The 20,725-nt window shown below is 65.3% G+C and carries 15 protein-coding genes; 2 read left to right on the plus strand and 13 right to left on the minus strand.

The window, feature by feature from the left end; all coding sequences use genetic code 11:
• Positions 1-30: 30 nt before the first annotated feature.
• The 5 genes from ACN2C8_RS09320 to parC form a co-directional block, all read right to left on the minus strand.
• Positions 31-1,353, minus strand: coding sequence for a serine hydrolase domain-containing protein (locus ACN2C8_RS09320; RefSeq protein WP_419255639.1), 1,323 nt, complete (start codon positions 1,351-1,353; stop codon positions 31-33).
• 235 nt (positions 1,354-1,588) lie between these two features.
• Positions 1,589-2,767 carry a saccharopine dehydrogenase family protein gene (locus ACN2C8_RS09325; RefSeq protein ID WP_419255640.1) on the minus strand — a complete coding sequence of 393 codons (1,179 nt, stop codon included), beginning with the start codon at positions 2,765-2,767 and terminating at the stop codon, positions 1,589-1,591.
• A 186-nt stretch (positions 2,768-2,953) separates the two neighbouring features.
• A complete protein-coding gene (locus ACN2C8_RS09330; RefSeq protein WP_419255641.1) occupies positions 2,954-3,532 on the minus strand; it encodes a TMEM175 family protein in 579 nt (192 codons plus the stop codon).
• Between the two features lie 9 nt (positions 3,533-3,541).
• Positions 3,542-4,879 carry a serine hydrolase domain-containing protein gene (locus tag ACN2C8_RS09335; RefSeq protein ID WP_419255642.1) on the minus strand — a complete coding sequence of 446 codons (1,338 nt, stop codon included), beginning with the start codon at positions 4,877-4,879 and terminating at the stop codon, positions 3,542-3,544.
• Positions 4,876-7,152, minus strand: coding sequence for a DNA topoisomerase IV subunit A (parC, locus tag ACN2C8_RS09340; protein WP_419255643.1), 2,277 nt, complete (start codon positions 7,150-7,152; stop codon positions 4,876-4,878). Before parC ends, ACN2C8_RS09335 begins: the two co-directional genes overlap by 4 nt.
• Positions 7,153-7,304: 152 nt before the next feature.
• Here parC and ACN2C8_RS09345 point away from each other — a divergent pair, with 152 nt between their 5' ends.
• Together ACN2C8_RS09345 and ACN2C8_RS09350 are read left to right on the plus strand one after the other, a co-directional pair.
• Positions 7,305-7,940, plus strand: a complete 636-nt coding sequence (locus ACN2C8_RS09345; protein WP_419255644.1) for a hypothetical protein — start codon at positions 7,305-7,307, stop codon at positions 7,938-7,940.
• Positions 7,912-8,640 (plus strand): hypothetical protein, encoded by a 729-nt coding sequence (locus ACN2C8_RS09350; protein WP_419255645.1) that lies wholly within the window; start codon positions 7,912-7,914, stop codon positions 8,638-8,640. Before ACN2C8_RS09345 ends, ACN2C8_RS09350 begins: the two co-directional genes overlap by 29 nt.
• A gap of 27 nt (positions 8,641-8,667) precedes the next feature.
• Here ACN2C8_RS09350 and ACN2C8_RS09355 read toward each other — a convergent pair whose 3' ends face one another.
• The 8 genes from ACN2C8_RS09355 to ACN2C8_RS09390 form a co-directional block, all read right to left on the minus strand.
• Positions 8,668-10,257: an alkaline phosphatase D family protein gene (locus ACN2C8_RS09355; RefSeq protein WP_419255646.1), complete on the minus strand. Its 1,590-nt coding sequence runs from the start codon at positions 10,255-10,257 to the stop codon at positions 8,668-8,670.
• Between the two features lie 49 nt (positions 10,258-10,306).
• Complete coding sequence (gene recO, locus ACN2C8_RS09360; RefSeq protein WP_419255647.1) at positions 10,307-11,038, minus strand: DNA repair protein RecO; 732 nt, start codon at positions 11,036-11,038, stop codon at positions 10,307-10,309.
• Positions 11,039-11,899 (minus strand): arylamine N-acetyltransferase family protein, encoded by an 861-nt coding sequence (locus ACN2C8_RS09365; RefSeq protein ID WP_419255853.1) that lies wholly within the window; start codon positions 11,897-11,899, stop codon positions 11,039-11,041.
• A 105-nt stretch (positions 11,900-12,004) separates the two neighbouring features.
• Positions 12,005-12,961, minus strand: a complete 957-nt coding sequence (era, locus tag ACN2C8_RS09370; RefSeq protein WP_419255648.1) for a GTPase Era — start codon at positions 12,959-12,961, stop codon at positions 12,005-12,007.
• A gap of 1,389 nt (positions 12,962-14,350) precedes the next feature.
• Positions 14,351-15,583 carry an MFS transporter gene (locus ACN2C8_RS09375; protein WP_419255649.1) on the minus strand — a complete coding sequence of 411 codons (1,233 nt, stop codon included), beginning with the start codon at positions 15,581-15,583 and terminating at the stop codon, positions 14,351-14,353.
• Positions 15,583-17,592 carry an alpha-glucosidase gene (locus tag ACN2C8_RS09380; RefSeq protein ID WP_419255650.1) on the minus strand — a complete coding sequence of 670 codons (2,010 nt, stop codon included), beginning with the start codon at positions 17,590-17,592 and terminating at the stop codon, positions 15,583-15,585. The genes ACN2C8_RS09375 and ACN2C8_RS09380 overlap by 1 nt, the downstream gene beginning before the upstream one ends.
• A gap of 103 nt (positions 17,593-17,695) precedes the next feature.
• On the minus strand, positions 17,696-20,032 hold the full coding sequence (locus ACN2C8_RS09385) for a TonB-dependent receptor (RefSeq protein ID WP_419255651.1): 2,337 nt from the start codon (positions 20,030-20,032) through the stop codon (positions 17,696-17,698).
• Between the two features lie 116 nt (positions 20,033-20,148).
• On the minus strand, positions 20,149-20,709 hold the full coding sequence (locus ACN2C8_RS09390; RefSeq protein WP_419255652.1) for an NADPH-dependent FMN reductase: 561 nt from the start codon (positions 20,707-20,709) through the stop codon (positions 20,149-20,151).
• Between the last annotated feature and the right edge of the window lie 16 nt (positions 20,710-20,725).

The raw sequence follows: 20,725 nt of genomic DNA on the forward strand, positions 1-20,725 counted from the left end.
TCCCTGGTCCTTTCTTGTTGTTTTACTTGGCTATTTCGAAGGGTCGACCAGCGCCTGATAAACCAGCTGCTGGCTGATGTCGTCGAGATTGCGCAGGGCCGGATCGCCGTCCTTGTTGAGAATGTGGATCATGCCCAGAAAGAACAGATCGTTCTTCGGGTCGATCCAGAACCAGGTGCCGGCCGCGCCGCCCCAGCTGATCGTGCCCTCGCCGGCCATCACGCCGGCCTTGGCGGGATCGGTGATGACCATGAAGTCCAGACCAAAGCCCTGCCCCCGTTCATGGCGGAACGAGCCTTCCTTACCGGTCATGATGTCGCCATTCAGGTGATTGGCGCCCATCAGCTTGATCGTGCCCGGCGACAGGATCCGCGCGCCGTCCAGCTCGCCGCCGTTGAGGATCATCTGGGCGAAGCGGGCATAGTCGGCATTGGTCGAGACCAGCCCGCCGCCGCCTGAGGCGACCACCGGCGGCTTGCTAATGTCCAGCACCATGAAGCCCTCGGCCGGGACCAGCTTCTGGACCTTGGGGCTCCAGACATAGATCGAGGCCATGCGGTCAGCCTTGGCAGCCGGCAGATAGAAGCCGGTATCGATCATCTTCAGCGGCTCGAAGATGCGGGTGCGCATGAAGTCGGCCAGCGACATCCCCGATAGCTTCTCGATGATGTAGCCCTGGATATCGACCGAGGCGCTGTACTTCCACTGCGCGCCGGGCTGACCGACCAGCGGCAAGGCGGCGATCTTGTCGATGAACTCCTGACCCGTCTTGGCGCCTAGGACGCCCGTCGAGACATAGGCCTTGTCGACGGGATTGTCCGGGATCAGGCCATAGGCGAAGCCCGCAGTGTGGCTCATGATCTCGCGCATGGTCGGCGGACGACTGGCCGCTTCGGTGATGAAGGTCCCGTCCGGGTTCTGGCCCTTGTAGACGCGCAGATTGGCGAACTCGGGGATATACTTGCTGACCGGATCGTCGAGGCGCCACTTGCCCTCCTCGAACAGCATCATCATCGCCACGCCGGTCACTGGCTTGGTCTGGCTGTAGATCCGGAAGATGGTGTCCTTGGTCATCGGCGGGCCATCGAAGCCCTTCTTGCCGTGGACTTCGAAGGCGACGACCTTGCCGTGGCGAACGACCATGGTGGTGACGCCCGGCAGATGGCCCTGGTCGACCAGGGCCTGCATGCTGGCGTCGAGACGCTTCAGTCGCTCACTGGAGAAGCCGACGCTTTCAGGCGACGCGGGCGCAAGGGTGACGGACGGGCTGCTCCTGGGAGCCGCCAGAAGCGGCGCACCGAGCGCCAGATATCCGACCGCCAGAGCGGTCCCGATCAACCGACGTAAAGCCATTCCGTCTTTCCCCGAACACTTGTTTGAAGCGACCTTAGGGTGAATTCCGTCGCTTGCGCAGCCAGTTTTTCTCTAGAGCCAGACGATGTCGCTCACGCGAGTCTTTCCCTCTCCCCTTGCGGGAGAGGGTGACCCGAAGGGCCGGGTGAGGGGTCGCGCTGGCCTTTCCGATAGGCTGATCCACCCCTTATCCGTCGGCCTTCGGCCGCCACCTTCTCCCACAAGGGGAGAAGGATCATTCCACCGCGAACGTGAGGCCCGCATTCGCCTGCAGCCGCGCCACCAGCTTGCCCTGCATGGCCGCGCCCGGCGTCCAGATGCCGCCCGCCACATCGGTCGCCTCGGTCACCAGACAGATCGCCGACTCGGCGATCATCTTGGACGTCGAGCCATAGCCGGGATCCTTGTCGCCCTTGACGCTGGCCCGCACCTGGCGGCCGTCGGCGGCGATGCCCAGGAACAGCACGTCGTAGAAACCCGTCTCGCGCTCTTCCTTGCTAGGGCCTTCTCCCGGCTTGGGACCGCCCTCGCCGCCCAAACCTCCGCCGGAAGCCGCGATCATCTGGGCGATCTGCTCGCCCTGTTCGCCCGGCCCGGTAAGCATCATCTCGTCATAGACAAAGTCGGCGCCATAGGCCTGGCCCAGTAGGGCGTTGGAGCGGTGCACGTTGCGGGTGTTGATCGCGGCCATCACGAACGGCGCGGCCCACACGCCCAGGTCCTCGTCCAGCATGGGCTTGTTCCCCGATGGCTGGGCGGGACCCTCAAAGCCGGGAACCAGGGCGAACGGGTTCTTGAGCAAGGCCACCAGCGCAGGATCACGCGCCGCGGCGGCCATGGTCGCCTTCAGGCTGGCGGCCGTACCGCCCGAGAATCCACCCTTCATGCCGCGCACCCGGCCCTTCACGCGGGGAACCGGCCCGCCCAGAGTCCTGCCGGCCTCCTGCTGCAGGAACCAGACGCCCAGTTCGAACGGGATGGAGTCGAAGCCGCACGAGAACACGATCCGCGCGCCGGACTTCTTCGCCGTCGCCTCGTGCGCGTCGATCATCTGGCGCATCCAGGCCGGCTCGCCGCAGAGGTCCAGATAGTCGGTCCCGGCTGCGGCGCAGGCGGCGACCAGGGCGTTACCATACAGCTGATAAGGGCCGACCGTGGTCAGCACGGCCTTGGTCCGGAGGACCATGGCGTTCAGGGATTCGGCGTCGTCAGCGTCAGCGGTGACCAGCGGCGTCTCAGGGGGCGCGCCAATCTCGTCGCGAACGGCGGCCAGCTTGTCGAGGCTCCGCCCGGCCATCGCCCAGCGGACCTTGCCGCCGACGCCGTATTGCCGGGCCAGGTACTCGGCCACTAACCGGCCGGTGAAGCCGCTGGCGCCATAAACGATGATGTCGAATTCGGCCGTCGGGTTCATGCGCCCCTCCCCAATCGTGTTGTGGCAAGTCTCGTTGCGCGCAACATGACCGGGTCTGGCGAAAGGCGCAAACGCCCGTTTGAAATAGGGCGGCGCGCGTGATCAAGAAATCGCACGCACCACTCTAGTTTTCGGTTTTCGCGTCGCTTTTGCGGAAAACCGGCATCCACTTTTCCGCGCGACGCTTTAGCCCGCCTTAAGCACGCGTTCGATACGTCGGTCAGGCACGAACCAGATCACCGCCACAGCGACATAGCAGCCGACAGCCACCCAGGAATTGACGAAGGCCAGGCCGATGCCGGCGACGTAAAGCGCCAGCGAAAGCTTGCTCTTGTAGTCCTTGCCAAGGGCCAGGGCGAGTTTCGACTCCGCACCCTCGTGCCGGGTCATCAGTCTCGCCAGCAGCATGAAAGCCAGGGCGCACATCAACATCACGCCGCCATAAAGCGCCACCGGTATGGACGCGAAATGGTTCTCGCCCATCCAGGCCGTGACGAACGGCACCAGTGACAGCCAGAACAGCAGGTGAAGATTGGCCCACAGGATCGGGCCGGTGACCGAGGTCACCGCGTGCAGCATGTGATGGTGATTGTTCCAGTAGATGCCGACATAGATGAAGCTCAGCACATAGCTGAGAAACACCGGGATCAGGGGCCCGAGCACGGCCAGCTCAGCGCCGTGCGGCACCTTGAGCTCCAGAACCATGATGGTGATGATGATGGCCAGAACGCCATCGCTGAACGCCTCGAACCGCCCCTTGCCCATGCCCGCCCCTTACTGCCCCGGCTTTTCCAGCGCCTGATAGACCAGCGTCCGGGTGGTGGCGTCGAGCCCGGGCCCGACACCGCCCAAGCGCTGGATCATGCCGATGAAGAAAAGATCGTTGGTCGGGTCGATCCAGAACCAGGTGCCGGCGCTGCCGCCCCAGCTGATTGTGCCCGCCCCAACCGGCGCCCCAGAGGCCGCCGGATCCACGGCCACGGCGACGTCAAGGCCATAGCCCATGCCCAGGGCGAACGGGAACGGCTTCTGGCTGGGCTGCAGAACCCCGGTCGTGCCATTGGTGGTGACGGTGAAACTGGCCGGCAGCTGGTTGAGCCGCATCAGGGCTACCGTCTCGGGCTGCAGGATCCGGGTTCCCTCGAGGTCGCCGCCATTGAGAATCATCTGGGCAAAGCGCGCGAAATCCTGGGCGGTGGAGACAAGACCGCCGCCGCCCGACGGCGCCGCCGGCGGCTTGGTGATGTCGCGCCACGCGCCTTCGACGGCGGGGATCAGCCGGCCGCTCGCGTCGGCGTCATACAGGGCAGCCAGACGCCCGACCTTTTCCTGCGGCACATAGAAGGCGGTGTCGCCCATGCCCAGCGGCGTAAAGATCCGCTCCTGCATGAACACCGGCAGCGACTGGCCCGACAGCTTCTCGACGATATAGCCCTGAATATCGGCGGCCACGCTGTAACGCCAAAGGGCGCCCGGCTCGGCGTACATCGGCAGGGTCGAGACCTTCGTGACCAGTTCGCCCAGCGAACCCGACTGCAGCACATTGGCCTTGAAGTAGGCCTGGTCGGCTGGGCTGGAAGGATCGTCGGCGATGCCATAGGCGAAACCCGCCGTGTGGGTCATCAACTCGCGCATGGTCGGCGGGCGCGAAATCGGCGTCAGGACCGGACGCCCCTCAGCATCCATCTTGGCGACGCGCAGATTGGCGAACTCCGGGACGTACTTGCTGACCGGATCATCCAGCGTCCACTTGCCCTCGTCATAGAGGATCAGCATGGCCACGCCGGTGACCGGCTTGGTCTCCGAACGGATGCGGAAGATGGCGTCGGCCGGCATGGCCTCGCCCGATTCCAGGCCACGCTTGCCGAAGGTCGAGGCCGAAACGATCTGGCCGTGGCGGGCCAGCAGGGTCACGGCCCCGGCCACCTGTCCGGTGTCGACCATGGCCTGCATGGCCTCGTCCAGCTTCTTGAGCTTGGGTGACGAAAAGCCAACCGCCTCGGGCAGGACGGAGGGCAAAGGTCCGGCCGAGGCTCCGCCCACAGCGGCGGCGCAGCCAAGCAGGCCGGCGACAAAAGCGATCGCCTTTCGTCTCAGCCGCAAGCCGGTCATTTCGGCTTGAACCGCTTGGAGGTCGGGAAGCCCTTTGGGGCCAGCTTGCCGGCGCTAGCCCGGCGACCGACGAAGCTCTGCCAATCCGTCCAGTCGCGCCGACGGCCGGCCGAGTCGATCCAGTAGCCGCCTGTCTCGGCGTTGAACGACAGCGCATCGCGCAGGCCGCCCTCGCGATAGGCCTGCAGCTTGACGCCCTTGCCGCGCGGCATTTCCGGCAGTTCTTCCAGCGGGAAGATCAGGATCTTGCCGTTGTCGCCGACCACGCCCAGCTGGTTGCCTGTGGCTTCCAGACAGAAGGCCGCGCCCGCCGCATCGACGGTCAGGACCTGCTTGCCAGCCTTGCGATTTGCGAGCGCTTCTTCCTCGGGCATCAGGAAGCCATAGCCAAGCTTGGAGGCCAAAATGCGTTTGCGGCCGGCCTTGAACGGGAAGACGTCGAGGATCTTCACCTTGTCGTCCAGCTCGATCATCATCCGCAGCGGCTCGCCATGCCCCCGGGCGCTGGGCAGCTTGTCACAGCCCAGGGTGAAGAAGCGGCCGTCGCTGGAGAAGATCAGCAGCTTGTCGGTGGTCTCGGCCGGGACCAGGAAGCCCAGTTTGTCGCCTTCCTTGAACTTCAGCTCGGACGGATCCTCGACCTTGCCCTTGGCGGCGCGGATCCAGCCGCGGTCCGACAGGATGATGGTGATCGGTTCACGGACGATCATCGCCTCGATGGCCGCTTCGGCGTCAACGAACGGCGCCTCGGCGAAGATCGAACGGCCGACGATCCCGTTCTGACGGGGCTTGTCCAGCGGGTGCTTGATCTTCAGCAGGGTGGCGCGCACATCGCGCAGGCCTGTACCGACCAGCTTCCACTGCTTCTCGTCGCTGGCCAGCATGGCAATGATGCCGTCGCGCTCTTCCATCAGCTGCGCGTGCTCGCGGCGGATCTCCATCTCTTCCAGCTTGGCCAACTGGCGCAGGCGGGTGTTGAGGATGGCGTCGGCCTGGATGTCCGAAAGCTTGAAGGTCGAGATCAGCTTCTGCTTGGGCTCATCCTCGTAGCGGACGATGCGGATCACCTCGTCGAGATTGAGGTAGGCGATCAGCAGGCCGTCCAGGATGTGCAGACGGGCTTCGATCTTGGACAGGCGGTGCTTGGCCCGGCGGGTCAGCACCTCGCGGCGGTGGGCCAGGAAGGCCATCAGCGCTGTCTTCAGGCCCATCACGCCCGGCGTGCCGCGCGCGTCCAGCACGTTCATGTTGACCGGGAAGCGGCTCTCCAGCGCCGAGAGCTTGAACAGGCTCTCCATCAGCACTTCGGGCTCGACGTTCTTGGACTTGGGCTCAAGAACCAGCCGGATGTCCTCGGCGCTCTCGTCGCGGACGTCGCCCAGCAGGGCCGCCTTCTTGCTCTCGATCAGATCGGCCAGCTGCTCGACCAGATCCGACTTCTTCACCTGATACGGTATCTCGGTGACGACGATTTGATAGGTCCCGCGCCCGGTGTCTTCCTTCTCCCACTTGGCGCGAACGCGAACGCCGCCGCGGCCGGTCTCGTAGGTTTCAAGCAGGCTCTCGCGCGGTTCGACGATGATGCCGCCGGTCGGGAAGTCGGGACCCGGGATGCGTTCCAGCAGGTCGGCGGTCGTCGCCTCGGGGCGGCTGAGCAGCAGCAGACAGCCGTCGATCAGCTCGGCGGCGTTGTGCGGCGGGATCGAGGTGGCCATGCCGACCGCGATGCCCGACGAGCCGTTGGCCAGCAGGTTGGGGAAGCCCGACGGCAAAACCACCGGTTCCTCGTCCTGGCCGTCATAGGTGGGCCGGAAATCGACCGCGTCCTCGTCGATGCCGTCCAGCAGCAGCGTCGCCGCCGTGGTCATCCGGCATTCGGTGTAACGCATGGCCGCAGCGTTATCGCCGTCGATATTGCCGAAATTGCCCTGGCCCTCGACCAGCGGAATGCGCTGGGCGAAGTCCTGGGCCAGGCGCACCAGGGCGTCATAGATCGACTGGTCGCCGTGCGGGTGGAAGTTACCCATCACCTCGCCGACCACCTTGGCGCACTTGCGCGCGGCGGCCTCGGGGTTCAGGCGCATGTTGTTCATCGCGTACAGCACGCGACGGTGGACGGGCTTGAGGCCGTCGCGCACGTCCGGCAGGGCCCGCGAACTGATCGTCGAGAGGGCATAGGCCAGATAGCGGCGCGACAGGGCTTCTGTCAGCGGCTCGTCGAGGATGCGGTCGCCGTCGCCAGGACCGCCGGGGGGAAGGACAGGTTTGTTCATGAGGAGGAATCGTTACCGGGCTCGCATCCTAGCAGATGTCGGGCGGGCGATTCGACGTCTTTGGCGCGCCGTGACGCACCTCGGATGGCGGATGTTGCGCGAGATGAAAGAACGGCGTTATCGTTGACGTTGCAAATCGGCCGGGGCTACCGATGAATCCGTTCTCGAGCGACAAGGCGCCGTATGCGATCGCCTTGCTGATTTCGGCTCTGGGCTGGGCGTTCGCCACACTCCACGGCGGCATGCAGGACTCCCTGGTGGCGACCTATGCCGTCGATCGGAAGGGCTCGACCGTCTCGGGCACGGTCACCAATCTCTCCAAGACCAAGCCGATTGGTCCGGTTCGTTTCACGCTGGGCTGCGGCGCCGGGCGCGAGTGCCTCTCCGGCGACAACAAGTTCGTCAGCATGCCGCCCACCGGTGCGGCCTACGACGCGGGCGACTCCCCGGATGGCGCCAATGGCTTCCTCAATCCGTCGAGGATTTCCGTGGAGTTCCTTGTGTCACTGCCCCCTGGCGGCTCGATCCGGGTGGTCGCCAAGACGCTGAATGATGACCCGGTTCATCTGATGCTGAACCCCAACAGCGCCAAGCCAGAGGCCGTCTACATGCTCCCCGCCAGCCATCCGGGCGCGTGGTTCTTTCATCGCTACTATCTCATCGTCCTGACCGTGATGAGCCTGTTTCTGGTCAGCTTCGTGGCCTGGCTCGCCCACGGTTTGCTGACGCCAAAACCCCAGCCCGAAGGATCATCAAACGATGCGAAACCTTCTGCCAGCAACGCTTAGTCTCGCCCTTGTCCCGGCCGTGGTCGCGGCGCAAACCGTCGAAACCATAGCTATCCGGGTGCGCGGCCCGAGCGGCAAGGCCGTGCCAAGCAAGATCTTCATCCGCAAGGACGGTGTCCTTCAAACCGCCGCCGTTGAAACCGACGCCAACGGCGAGCGGACCCTCTATGACCAGAAATGCGACAACCGGATCGAGTTCCGGGCCAAGCCGAACGGCTCGTTCTTCGCCGGTTCTGGCGAATGGCTGAAGTGCGTGTCCTCGCCGGTGGAAATTCGGGTGCCCCAGAATGGGGTGACGAGCAGCATCGCCAGCGCCCTGACCCAGAGCTTTCCGGCATCCATCGCCCAACGGCGGGACGCCCTGCAGGCCGCTCTGGATACCGGAGACACCAGCGCGGCGCGCGCCGCCGCCTATGATCTGTCGGTTTACTTCCGCCTGGCCGGACAGCAGGACGAGGCCAAGGCGATGGCGGCCGTGGTCGTCGACCAGAGCGTCGCTTCGCTCAGCGAGCAGGGCGTCACCATGCCCGAAGCCCCGCTGATCTACGACGCGCAACAGAGGGTCTATGTCTCGACGCCCGCGACGCTGGACGCCCTCAGGCAATTCCAGATCGAGGCCGGCATTCGCGAACCCTCGGAGAAATCCCGGCCTCAGTGGGATCTGCGGACAATGTCCGCCATCTCGGCCAAAGAGAAGTAGCGCCGAGGCTATTCCACATTCGACAGGCTAGACGGTCGCGAGACGCGGATTTCCGGCTTCGACCGCCAGCTTGGCGCGCGTGGTCAGCTTGCCATCGCGGCGGGTGATGGCGTCCAGCACCTTGAACTCGGTCGTCCAGCGCTCCGGCGTGACGTCACAGATGGCGTAGCCGCGCTGGGCGTTGTTGAACTTCAGCTGCGGATTGACCGCCTGGATCTTGGCCATGTCCTCGCGCTGGTCGACGCCATCGCCACTGGACGAGATTGAGGTGATGACAAACTCGGTCCCGATCGGCGCGCCTTCGGGATTAGCCCCGTCCAGATGCAGCTCGCCGGCATAGTTCTGGTGCTCGTCGCCGGTCAGCACGATCGGATTGGCGATCTTGCGGTCGCGGATCTGCTTGAGCAGGCGGTTGCGCGGCGAACGATAGCCCGCCCAGGAGTCCGGATTGACCGCCGAGCCCGCGCCCGGATCGCGGTCCAGGTCCATCACCATGATCTGCTGGGCCAGCACGTTCCAGCGCGCCTTGGACGCCGAGAGGCCGTCGAGCAGCCACTTTTCCTGCTTCAGGCCCAGCACCTCGGCCTTGGCGGCCTCGATCTCGGCGCAGGTCCCGAACTTGTCGCCGCAGGGCTGGTTGGTGCGGAACTGACGGGTGTCGAGCAGGTTCAGATCCATCAGCCCGCCAAAGCTGGCGCGGCGATAGAGCTGGATCGTTGTGCCGACGGGAAAGCTGCTGGGCCGCAGCGGCATGTTCTCGAAATAGGCCTGGACCGCCGCCTGCCGGCGCAGGTTGAAGATCTTTGGGTCAACGCCGTCCTGATCCAGATCGGCGACCCAGTTGTTGTCGGTCTCGTGGTCGTCCCAGACCACGAACCACGGCGCGGCGGCGTGGGCGGCCTGCAGGTCGGCGTCCATCTTGTACTGGGCGTAGCGGCGACGATAGTCGTCGAGGCTGTAGATCTCGCCGCCGAAATGCTGGCGCACGTTCTCGACCGGGCCCCGGGCGCTGTTCCAGACGCGGTTGCCGCGACCCTCATAGATGTAGTCGCCGTAGCAGAACACGAAGTCGGGATTGTCCTCGGCCAGACGGCGGTGGGCGGTGTAATAGCCCTGCTCGTACTGCTGGCAGCCGGCGACGGCGAAGCGGACGCGATCCACGGTCGAACCCAGGGCCGGCGTTGTGCGCGCCCGGCCCGTCAGGCTGCGCTCCCTGCCCGCCACGAAGCGGTACCAGTAGTCACGGCCGGCCTCCAGGCCACCGACCTCGACGTGAACGGCATGAGCCAGTTCGGGCATGGCCACCGCGACGCCCTTGGCGACCACGGTCCTGAAGCCGGCATCGCTGGCCACTTCCCACGACACTTCCACCGGCTGGGCGGGCATGCCATGGCCGATCTCCAGCGGCTCCGGCGCCAGACGCGTCCAGATCACGAAACCGTCCGACTGCGGATCACCCGAGGCGACACCCAGCTGGAACGGATAGATCGAATAGACCGGCTGGGCCATCGCCCGGCCGCTGATCAGCGGGATCGACAGGGCGGTCGCGGCGACCGCGCCAAAAGCGGCCAAGGCGCGCCGGCGCGACAAGGCGTAGCGATCGAGCAGAATGGACATCGGCGACTCCTTGAGCAGACTTGGCGATATCGCGCCTTTGTGACGGTTCTTAAAGCCGCCCCGCCTCGTTCAGCCGGTCCAGCAGCCACGTGCGCGTCGGCGGCAGCGGTCGGTTCAGCGGTCCGAACACGAACTGCTCCAGAAAGTGGCCGGTGATGTCCAGCCCCGCCTTCACGTCGCCCTCCGCCAGTCCGCCCTGGGCCGACAGCAGGAACGGCGGCAGCGGCAACAGCTTGTCCCTGTAGGGCTCGCCCGCCGCGCGGCTGACGGCGCGGCCGGTGCGGGGGCTGACATAGATCAGGTCATCGAAGCTGCCGGTCGCCGCGCACTTGGACAGGTCCAGACCAAAGCCCAGCTCCTGCAACAGCCCGGCCTCATAGCGCACATAGACCGCAGGCCAGATGTCGGGGATCTGCAGCACGCCGATCAGGGCCTCCAGCGCATGGAAGGCGCCGGGATGGGCCTCGCGCTCGGGCAAGGCGCCGGCGGCCAGCGAGGCGGCCGACGACAGACCGGCCAGGGCCAGCGGATCGTCGAACAGCGACGCCACCCCCTCGCCCATCGGCTCCAGCGTGGCCGCGCCCAGTTGATCGGACATCCGGGCCCGATAGCGGGCGATCACCCGCGAGCCCGGCTGCAGGAACGGCTTCATCCGCCGCGAGGCCGCCCCCGCCACATGGGCGGCGAACTTGCCGTGCTGCTCGGTCAGCAGCTCGACGATGGCGCCGGTCTCGCCATGGATGCGCGCCGACAGCACCAGGGCCTCGTCTTCCCACTCCATCTAGGCCTGCGTCCCCCATGCCACGATCTTTTTCAGCACCGGGCGCCAGTCGGCCTCGACCGGCAGGCCGATGACGTCGCGCAGGGTGGCTTCCAGCTCATCGACCGACAGGTCGCGCTGCTCGACCAGGGCGCCGGTCTGATCACGATGGGTCAGGCGGTTGTTCTTGAGGGCATAGCGCGCGGTCGGCGTCGTGCGCCCCACTGTCATGCTCCAGGTGAAGTGCGACGAGGGATGGGTGTAGGTGAAGTAGTTGACCTGTTCGTAGTCGACATCGGCCCAGGCGCCCTTGGCCACCTGATAGAGCGGCGCCCAGTTGCCCGACAGATTGGCCTGCACCTGCCGCTCGGCCACGCCGTCGTGGCCGGCGTCGACGATGCGGAGCTGGCCGTTGGGGCTGTCCTGGATCTCGTCGGAAAACAGGCGCAGCGGCGCGGTCAGCACGCAGCCGCCAAAGCCGGCGTCAGCCAGCCAGGTCTCGCCGTCGATCTCCACGCCCAGCACCATGTGCGAGCGCGGCCGGGGCGGCGCTCCGACCGGCGCCATCCACAGCACCCGGGCCATCAGGCCCTCGACGCTGAAGCCGACGGCGGTCAGCACCCGCTTGAGAAGGCCGTTCTGTTCATAGCAATAGCCGCCCCGCCCGGCTGCGATCAGCTTGGCGTCGATGGTCGCCGGATCGATCGAAATCCCGCGCGCCAGCAGCACGTCAAGGTTCTCGAACGGGATGGCGTCCGGGTGCTTCTGGGTGATGGCCCGCAGGACGGCCAGGGTCGGCTCGCGCGGGCCGTCATAACCGATCCGCGCGAAATAGGCGTCGAGGTCGACCGCCGGGGCGGCCGGGGAAAAGGCGTTTTGGATCTGGCTCACTGGGGGCGATATTCCCGGTATGTTCTCACCCGTTAGGACAGCCTGCCAGCGATCAAGTCAAGAGCCGCGCCGCTGTCAGGGCGGCGCGGTTGCTTGTCAGACGTCGAAGTCCAGGCCCATGGAACTGAACAGGCCCCGTTCCTCGGCCCAGTTTTCCTTGACCTTCACGTGCAGGAACAGGTGCACCTTGCGATCGAGAATGTCGCACAGCTCCTCGCGCGAGGCCTGGCCGATCCATTTCAGGGTCTGGCCGCCCTTGCCCAGCACGATGGCGCGCTGGCCGTCGCGTTCGACATAGATGGTCTGCTCGATGCGGGCGCTGCCGTCGGCGCGTTCCTCGAAGGCGGTGGTCTCCACCGAAGCGGCATAGGGCAGCTCCTCGTGGACGCGCAGATAGATCTTCTCGCGGGTGATCTCGGCGGCCAGCAGGCGGGCCGGCAGGTCGGCGGTCTGGTCTTCCGGATACAGCCACGGGCTTTCCGGCATGGCGGAGGCCAGGCGCTCCATCAGGTCGTCGACGCCCGCGCCGGTGGCGGCGCTGATCATGAAGACCTCGGAATAGACGCCGGTGTCGAACAGCTCCTGCGTCACCTTCAGCAGGGTGTCGCGCTTGACGCCGTCGATCTTGTTCAGAGCCAGGATCACCTGGCGATTGGCGGTCTTCAGGCCCTCGATGATGGTCTGGACGTCCTGCACCGAGCGGTGCTCGGCGGGCGTGGCCTTGTTCTCGTTTGAGGCCAGCTCAGCCTGGACGTCGATCAGGTGGACGGTGACCTCGGCCTGCTCCGAGCCGTTCCAGGCGGAGCGGACCATGGCGCGGTCCAGGCGGCGGCGCGGGCTGAAGATGCCGGGGGTGTCGACCAGGATGATCTGGGCGTCGCCGTGCATGGCCACGCCGCGCACCGGAAAGCGCGTCGTCTGCACCTTCTGGGTGACGATCGAGACCTTGGCCCCGACCATGCGGTTGACCAGGGTGGACTTGCCGGCATTGGGCGCGCCGATGATCGCGGCGAAACCGGCGCGGGTGGTCTTTTGAGGTGTTGTGTCAGTCATTGCGGGTGCGTGTAGCACAGCAGGGCCGGGATTCCTCCCCCTGATGGGGCTGGGGGCGGGAGGATGGCGTTTCGAGGTGGTGAGCGGGCGATGCGAGAGGCTGTTGGGGGTGGTGAGCGGCCCTCGGAACCCCTCTCTCATAGAGAGAGGGGGGGGGCCGCCGCGAAGCGGTGGGAGGGTGAGAGGTTACAGCCTCTCGGAACCTAGCTCTGTGAAGCCGGCGGGTGGCCAGTTCTTGTCCGGAGTGAGCGTGAACGTGTTGGGAATAGCGGAATGGGCCGGGACCTTTCGGAACCGGTGAAACCTCTCACCCTCCCACCGCCTCCGGCGGCGGGCCCCTCCCTCTCTCTATGAGAGAGGGTTTCAAAACGTCCGCAATGGGTCGAAAGCCCCCCTTGGGCTCCCTCACATAAGCGGACGCCCCGGCGTCCCGCTCATCCTTAAATCTCTTGGAGGCTGCAGCGTGCCGGTCTGTCCAGGTTGGTCAAGGACTGGCCTGCGGCCAGCCGCTCCGCGGCGGCGCGAAGCGCCGTCCTTGAGCAACCTGGTCAGACCGGCGATCGTCTCGCCGTGAGATTTAAGGATGGCTCCCTTCGGCGCGAAGGCGGGCGGGACGCCACTCCACCAAATCACCGTCATTCCCGCCCTTGTGGCGGGAACCCCTGTTTCAGCTCATACGCGAAGCGCCAGCGAAGTGCGCGCGCACTTCGCCCCTCCCGTACCTGCGGCGGACGGAGGGGTTCCCGCCACAAGGGCGGGAATGACGGGAGCTATGGGGATTGGCAGTAGTGCATCCCCGTTCTTCCCAGAGCAAACCTGAGCAAAATCAACCACTTGTAAGAGACTTAATCGCGCCCATCAGACGCGCTGAAACCGCCCGCATAATCAATCTCACCTGACAGCAGGGGAAGGGCGCACGTACGGCGACCGTTGCGGCTGTCAGGGGTGGTCGAGCGGGAAGCGTCCGTCGGCCGTCGTCGAAGGCCCGGCAGGGTCTGGTGGAGCGGATCGGTTCTTGCGGGGGCCGAACGCGTTGAAGCCGGACCGGGACCGCCGGGAACTCCCTTGGGCGACGTCCGCACGATGCGCAGCAGGCATGGGCTGAAATCGCCCATGCGGTCTGGACGGGGTCGCTATCCCCTCCACCCGTCGGGGGCCTAACGTCGGAAGCGGGTTAAAACCCCGCGCCCCGAGGGCTCATCGGATAACGGCTGCGCGGAGCGTCTGTCTTCGTCGAAACGGTATTCAACTATCCCATCCTCCGGGCGAGGCCCGGGCGCTCCGCAGCCCTTCCCATCCCCATCGCAGCGAAAGCGCGAGGCTGCGAAGCCGTGCCCCCTACTCCGCCCCTTCCCGATCCAGCCGCTCCTTGGCGCGACCTGATCAGCGCTAGGGATTGGCCAGTCGCAGGACAGGCAGCCAAAGGTGGATCCAAAGCAGCGCCAACAGATAGGCGCAGGAGGCCATCAGGAAGAGCGGCATGTAACCGGTGCCGTTCGTCAGGAGCACGCCGGCAAGCTGCAAGACGCCCATACCGGCGAGATTACCCGCCAGAGCGCCCAGGCTGGTGACGGTGCCGACACGCTTGGCGGGAATGACGTCGGTGATGATCCCGAACACATTGACCGAGAAGCCCTGATGGGCCGCCAGGGTCATGCCCAGAAGGCCGACGGCCAGCCAGTAATTGTCGACATAGAGCACCAGCGGCACGGGAACCACCAGCAGGGCACAGACCAGCATGACCGTCTTGCGGGCGCGATCGACCGACCAGCCCGAGGCGATCAGCCGTCCAACGATCGCGCCGGTGATCAGCGAGCCGCTGGCGGCCATCAGATAGATTACGGCCAGAGGGACGGCGAACTCCTTGATGCTGAGGCCAAACACCCGGTGGAGCAGGTCCGGCGTCCAGAACAGCAGGAACCACCAGACCTGATCGAACAGCGCCTTGGCGCCCATGATCCCCCAGGTCGCCCGGTCCTTGAGAACCTCGCTCCACTTGACCTTGGCGGGGGACACAGCCTTTTCGGGCTCAGGCGCATTGAGGGCTGCGGCGTTCCAGGCTCCGGTCAGGAACCAGACGGCGACCCAGACCAGACCAAGGCCGCCGACGATCGAGAAGGTATGTCGCCAGCCGACGGCGGCGGCCAGGAACGGCACGAACAGCGGGGTAATGACCGCGCCCAGATTGCCCGCCGCGTTGAGGATGCCGATCGCCATTGACCGCGACTTGGCCTCAAAGGCGGTGGCGATGGTCTTGATGCCGACCGGCGTGCCCAGGGCCTCGGTCGCGCCCAGAGCGATCCGCGCCAGGGTGAACTGTCCTACCGTATGGGCGAAGGCGTGGGCCATGGCCGCCAGGCTCCAGGACCCCACGGCGAAGGGGTTGGCAAACTTCAGACCAACCCGGTCGATGAACCAGCCGACGAACAGATAGGCCACCGCCGCCGACAGCTGGAACATCGCCGCCAGGTGACCATAGTCGGCGTCGGTCCAGTTCAGATCCTCCTGCAGCATCGGCTTGAGGATCGCGATGATCTGCCGGTCGGCATAGTTGAGGATGCTGGCCGCGATCAGCATGATCAGCAGGAACCTGCGGTCGATCTTGAATGTCGGCATGGCCATCAGAGGCTCCGCAGGGATTGGAACAGGTCGGACTGGTCAGCGCCGACGCGATGGAAAACCGGCGGCTGACCGAACGGCGCGGCGATCTCGACCGACTGACCGCCATCGAAGGTCTCGCCCGACCAGACGTGAACCCAGCCTGCGCCCGTCGGCAGATAGACCGAGCGGGCGCTCACACCGGCCTCCAGCACCGGTGCGACCAGCAGGTCGCGGCCGAACAGATATTGCGTCTGCTCGGCATAGGTCCGGGGGTCGTCCTCATGGTGCAGGAAGAGCGGCCGTTGCAGCGGCAGCCCTTCCTCCGACGCCTCAAACCGCAGGTCGCGGAGATAGGGCGCCAGATGGCGATAGACCCGGGTCATGCGGGCGAAGTGCGCCAGCACCTGCGGGTCCTGATCCAGTTGCAGGTTCTGATCGGGCCGGTTGCCCTCGTGCGAGCGCATCACAGCCGTGAACGCCGCCATCTCGCTCCAGCGCATCAGGAGTTCGGCCGTCCGGACATTGCCGAACAGACTAGTGTAACCGCCGATATCGCTATGGTGATAGGCGTTGCCCAACAGGCCCGAGGAGAGCGCAGCGCAGACCACCGTGCCAATGCCGTCGTGGCGCGTAAAGTCTACCGACTGGTCGCCTGCCCACAGCAGCGGGCAATAGCGTTGAACGCCGCTATAGCCGGCCCGCATGAAGAACACCGCCTCGCCCGTCTTGCCGCGCCGCTCAACGGCGTCGGCATTGACCTTGGCCCAGATGGTCGGCCAGGCATTGTGCATCAGCATGCCGTCGACGCCGTTGGCCAGGCGCACATCGGTGGGCAGGTATTCGCCGAAATCGGCCATCCAGCCTGACAGGCCGAAGTCCAGCATCTCCTTGCCGATGATGGCGTCGGCGAACCAGTCGGCGGCCTCGGGATTGGTGAAGTCGACCACGCCGCAGTCGAACTCGCCGAAGTCGACCAGATAGGTCTCGTCGCTATCCTGGCGCAAAGCGAGGTAGCCAGCCTTTTCGGCGATCGGGAACAGCGAACCGTCGACACAGAGATAGGGGTTCACATAGCCCAGGAAGCGGATGCCCTGCTGGGCCAGTTCGCCGATCTTGCGATCCAGGCCCGGATAGCGCTCGGTGTTCCACTTCCAGTCCCAGAACAGGCGCTTGCCGAACGAGGTGATGCGCAGACCCACCCAGTCCTCGCACCACAGACCCGACAGGGCCGCGCCCGAGGCGATGAAGGCCTGAAGACGGTCAAAGCTCTCGCCGCCCTGCTTGAGGCCGACGATGGCGCCGTTCAGCACCCAGTCGGGCAGCGGCGGCTGACGGCCAAAGCGATCGGACAGCGCGCCGACCAGGGCCACGAAGGTCTCGGCGGCGAAGATCTCGATGCGCTCGGGGACTTCCCAGACCTCGATCTCGTGAAAGTCGGCATGGCGGAAATCGAAAGCCGAATAGGCCGTGGTCTCGACGTGCAGCGCATAGCGACGCGACGAGATGAAGGTCGGCTGCGGATAGTTGGTGTGGAAATAGTCGCCGCCAGCGCCGGCCTGATCGGCCATCCAGGTCAGTTGGGTCGACTTGTCCCGACCGACGCCCGGCTCGGAGGTCCACAGCGGGAAATGACGGCCGCGCATGTCGAAATAGGACAGTTGCTCGCCGCCGCCCCAGACGTTTTCACCAACCTCGGCGGGCACGCGCAGCCACAGGCGGTTGATGGGTTCGGCGCCGGGCATGAAACGGATGTGACCGCTCTCGACGACCTCGATCGCGAGCAGTTCAGGGCCACCGCTGGCCGCAGCGAAACCGATGCGAACAAGGCCCTCGCCCTTCGAAGGCGTCGCCGAGCGCAAGGCGATCCGCTCACTGACATAGTCAGAGATGGCGAAGTTGCCGCGCTGCATTTGAACGTCGGCCTCGCCGCGTCCGATGAACAGGCACGGCGCACCCGGTGCATGACGCAGCACAGTTCGGCCAGCCGCCTGGATTTCGAAACCATCCGCGAGGGCGATAAGCTTGAGCACGTCTCTACTCCGCACGGCGGGCGCATCATCAGGCGATACGATCAGAAAAAGAACGGGCCCGGCTCGGGGAAAGGTCGCCGGGCCCGTTTGCAGGATAGGAGGACTAGAAGAGGTTGTAGCGGAGGCTCGCGCCGAAATAGCGCTCGGCGTCACGCGGCGTGATCTGCCGCAGGAACGACGCGCCGTTGGGGATACGGTTGATGACGAATTGCTGGTCGGCCAGATTCTTGCCGATCAGAGCCAGGCGCAGCCTGTTGTCCTTGCTGACAAAAGCGACGCTGGCGTCGATGGTGCCATAGCCCTTCTGAACAGCGTTGGGGTTCTGATTGATGTCGAAACCCATCTTGCTCTGGTATTGCGCGCCGACATTGAAGTCCAAGTCGAACTTCTGGCCTTCCAGCGGCACGAAGTAGCTCGTGTTCAACGAGACCTTGTGCTTGGACGACAGCGGCAAGGGCTTGCCGTTGATCGCCAAGGCCGGGCAGGCGCCGATGGGCGGGCATTTGAACTTGTCGATCTTGGCGTCGATATAGGCGTAGCCGCCGTTCAGACGCAGGTTCCGGATCGGCTCCAGCGTGAAGTCAGCTTCGAAACCCTGGGTCTTGACCGTGCCGGCATTCGTCAGGCGCGAAACCACCGTGGTGCCGATCAAATCCAGGTTCGTGGCCTGAAAGTTGTCATAGGTGGTGTTGAACGCCGACAGATTCAGGATCAGGCGGCCGTCCAGAAGACGCGACTTGGCGCCGATCTCGTAGGCGTCCGAGGTTTCCGGCGCGATGCCGAAATTATCGTTGGCCTGCATGTTGAAGAACACGTTCATCGCCGGGCCCTTGTAGCCCCGCGTGTAGCTGCCATAGGCCAGGATGGTCGGCAGGACGTCGTACTGCAGGCCAACCTTGCCCGACCAGCCGTCAGCCTTGGTGCCGCCCGTCCCGGAGAAGGTCGGGTTGACGCCGCTAAGGGCTGCAGCGCCCGACGTGCGCAGGCGACGATGGACGAACTCGATCTTGTCCTCGGTCCAGCGGCCGCCAACGATGCCGCGCAGACGTTCGGAGAAGTTCAACGTGCCCTGCCCGAAGGCGGCGTAGTTGGTCAGGGTCGCCGAGAACTCACCGATGCCCTGGTTGGCGGCATAGGTCGAGGAACCCGGCGCGCAGGGCGTTGCCGCGCCCAGGGCGCCCAGGGTCACCGGTGCCAGGGTTGAACTGGTGCAATTGGTGACCGTACGGGTGAAGTAGTTGCTCTCCCAGGTGTGATAGTAATAGAGCCCACCAACATATTCGAAGAACTGGCCAGTCGGGGATGCCAGCCGCAGTTCCTGCGTGAACTGGTCGAAGTTCAGCCGTCCGTAGTCGGCCGTGCGGATGTCCGCCGCCAGGGCTCCAGTCGCCACGTATTTCGGGGAGTCGGAGCGGAAGTCACCGTCCCGCGACTGCTGGTTCTTCCAGTTGCGGTAGGCCGTGATCGAGGTGACCGTATAGTCGCCCAACGAATAGTTCACCTGGGCCGAGAAGCCGCTGTTGATGTCCTTGGTCGACGGCGACTGGTCGTTGTCGATGTCCTTGTTACCGGCGCCCGGCGTCAGCGGCTTCAGCGACGGCGAGAACACGGCGTCGTTATAGGCGCTCGGGAACACCGTGCCGATGCTGTCGGCATAGCCGGTGTCGACGTTGTGCGAATAGTCGGCGATCAGGTCGACGGTAAGGACTTCATTCGGCTCCCAGCGCAGGCGGCCGCGCAGACCATTGTGCTCGTAGCCATTCACGTCCTCGCCGTTGAAGACGTTTTTGCCGTTGCCGTCATAGTGGCTGAAGAAGCCGGCCAGCGACCCGGCAAGCGTATCCGAAAGCGGACCCGAGATCGCGCCACGCAGCCTGTACTCGTTGCCCTCGTAGTAGGAGGCGTCGATATAGCCGCTCTTTTCTTGCTTCGGCGCGCGCGTGATCAGGCTGATCACGCCGGCGGAAGCGTTCTTGCCGAACAGGGTGCCTTGCGGACCACGCAGGATTTCGATGCGCTCCAGGTCCAGGAAATCGGCGGTGGCCTGGCCGCTACGGGCATAGACCACGCCGTCAACGATGGTCGAGACCGAAGGCTCAACGCCCGAGGCGAACGAGACTGTGCCCACGCCACGCACGGTCAGGGCCGAGTCCTTGTTGGTGTTGCCCTTCCTGAAGGTCAGGGACGGCGCCATCTGGATCAGCTGCTCGGCCGAGTTGACGTTGGCGCGCTCCATGGCTTCGCCGCTGACGACGCTGATGGAGATCGGAACCTTCTGCAGGTTTTCCGAGCGCTTCTGTGCAGTGACGATCACTTCGGCGATGACCGGCGCGTCGTCATTGGACTGGGCCAGGGCCGGTGTGGCAGCGAAGCCGCCCAGAACCAGCGTCGAGAGCGCCGTGCCGACCAGCATGCGTGCGCGTTTCGTGTGAATCTTCATGTCTCAATTCCCTCCCACTGTTTAATTCCTACCTCTTGGGTAGGTGTTTTCACCTCTTGATGAGGCGTTGGTCTTTCTAGAAAATCTGAGCGGCCTTTCAGGCCCCTCCGCCTACGTCATGCAGACTTCCTCTGCTGTCGCAGGAAGTCGGCGACCTGATCGCCAACGAGGCCCAATTGCCCCGTAACGGCGGGGTCGTCGCAGGATCCGTCGTCGCCCAGACGGCACGTCGAACTGTTGATCGCCGCAGCCAGCGGCGTGGGCCAGCCCCGCAGCGCATGCACGATCGACCGCAGGGCGGATATCGTGCTGCCCGTCGCCTGCCAGCCATAGGCGGTGACCACCAGGCCCACGGGTATGCCGCTGAGATAGACCCGACTGTCGCGCGCGGTTTCCTCCAGGAGGTCGAGCGCATTCTTGATCATGCCCGAGACGCTGCCGTGATAGCCGGGCGAGGCGATCACCAGGCCGTCGGCACGGCGCACAGTCTCGACGAACTGGATCTCCTCGGCCGTCCGCTGCGGCGCCTTGGGCACATAGATTGGAAGCCGCGCCAGGAACTCGCCGCCGAACATCTGGGTGTCGACACCGCGCGCAGCGACGGCCTTCATGGCGATCGCCAGGGCGCGCTCGGTCGAGGACGACCCGCCGGCCGTGCCGCCGATGCCGACGACCAAAGGCCGGCTCTCAGCG

The organism is Caulobacter sp. ErkDOM-C, assembly GCF_048541825.1.
Taxonomy (GTDB): domain Bacteria; phylum Pseudomonadota; class Alphaproteobacteria; order Caulobacterales; family Caulobacteraceae; genus Caulobacter.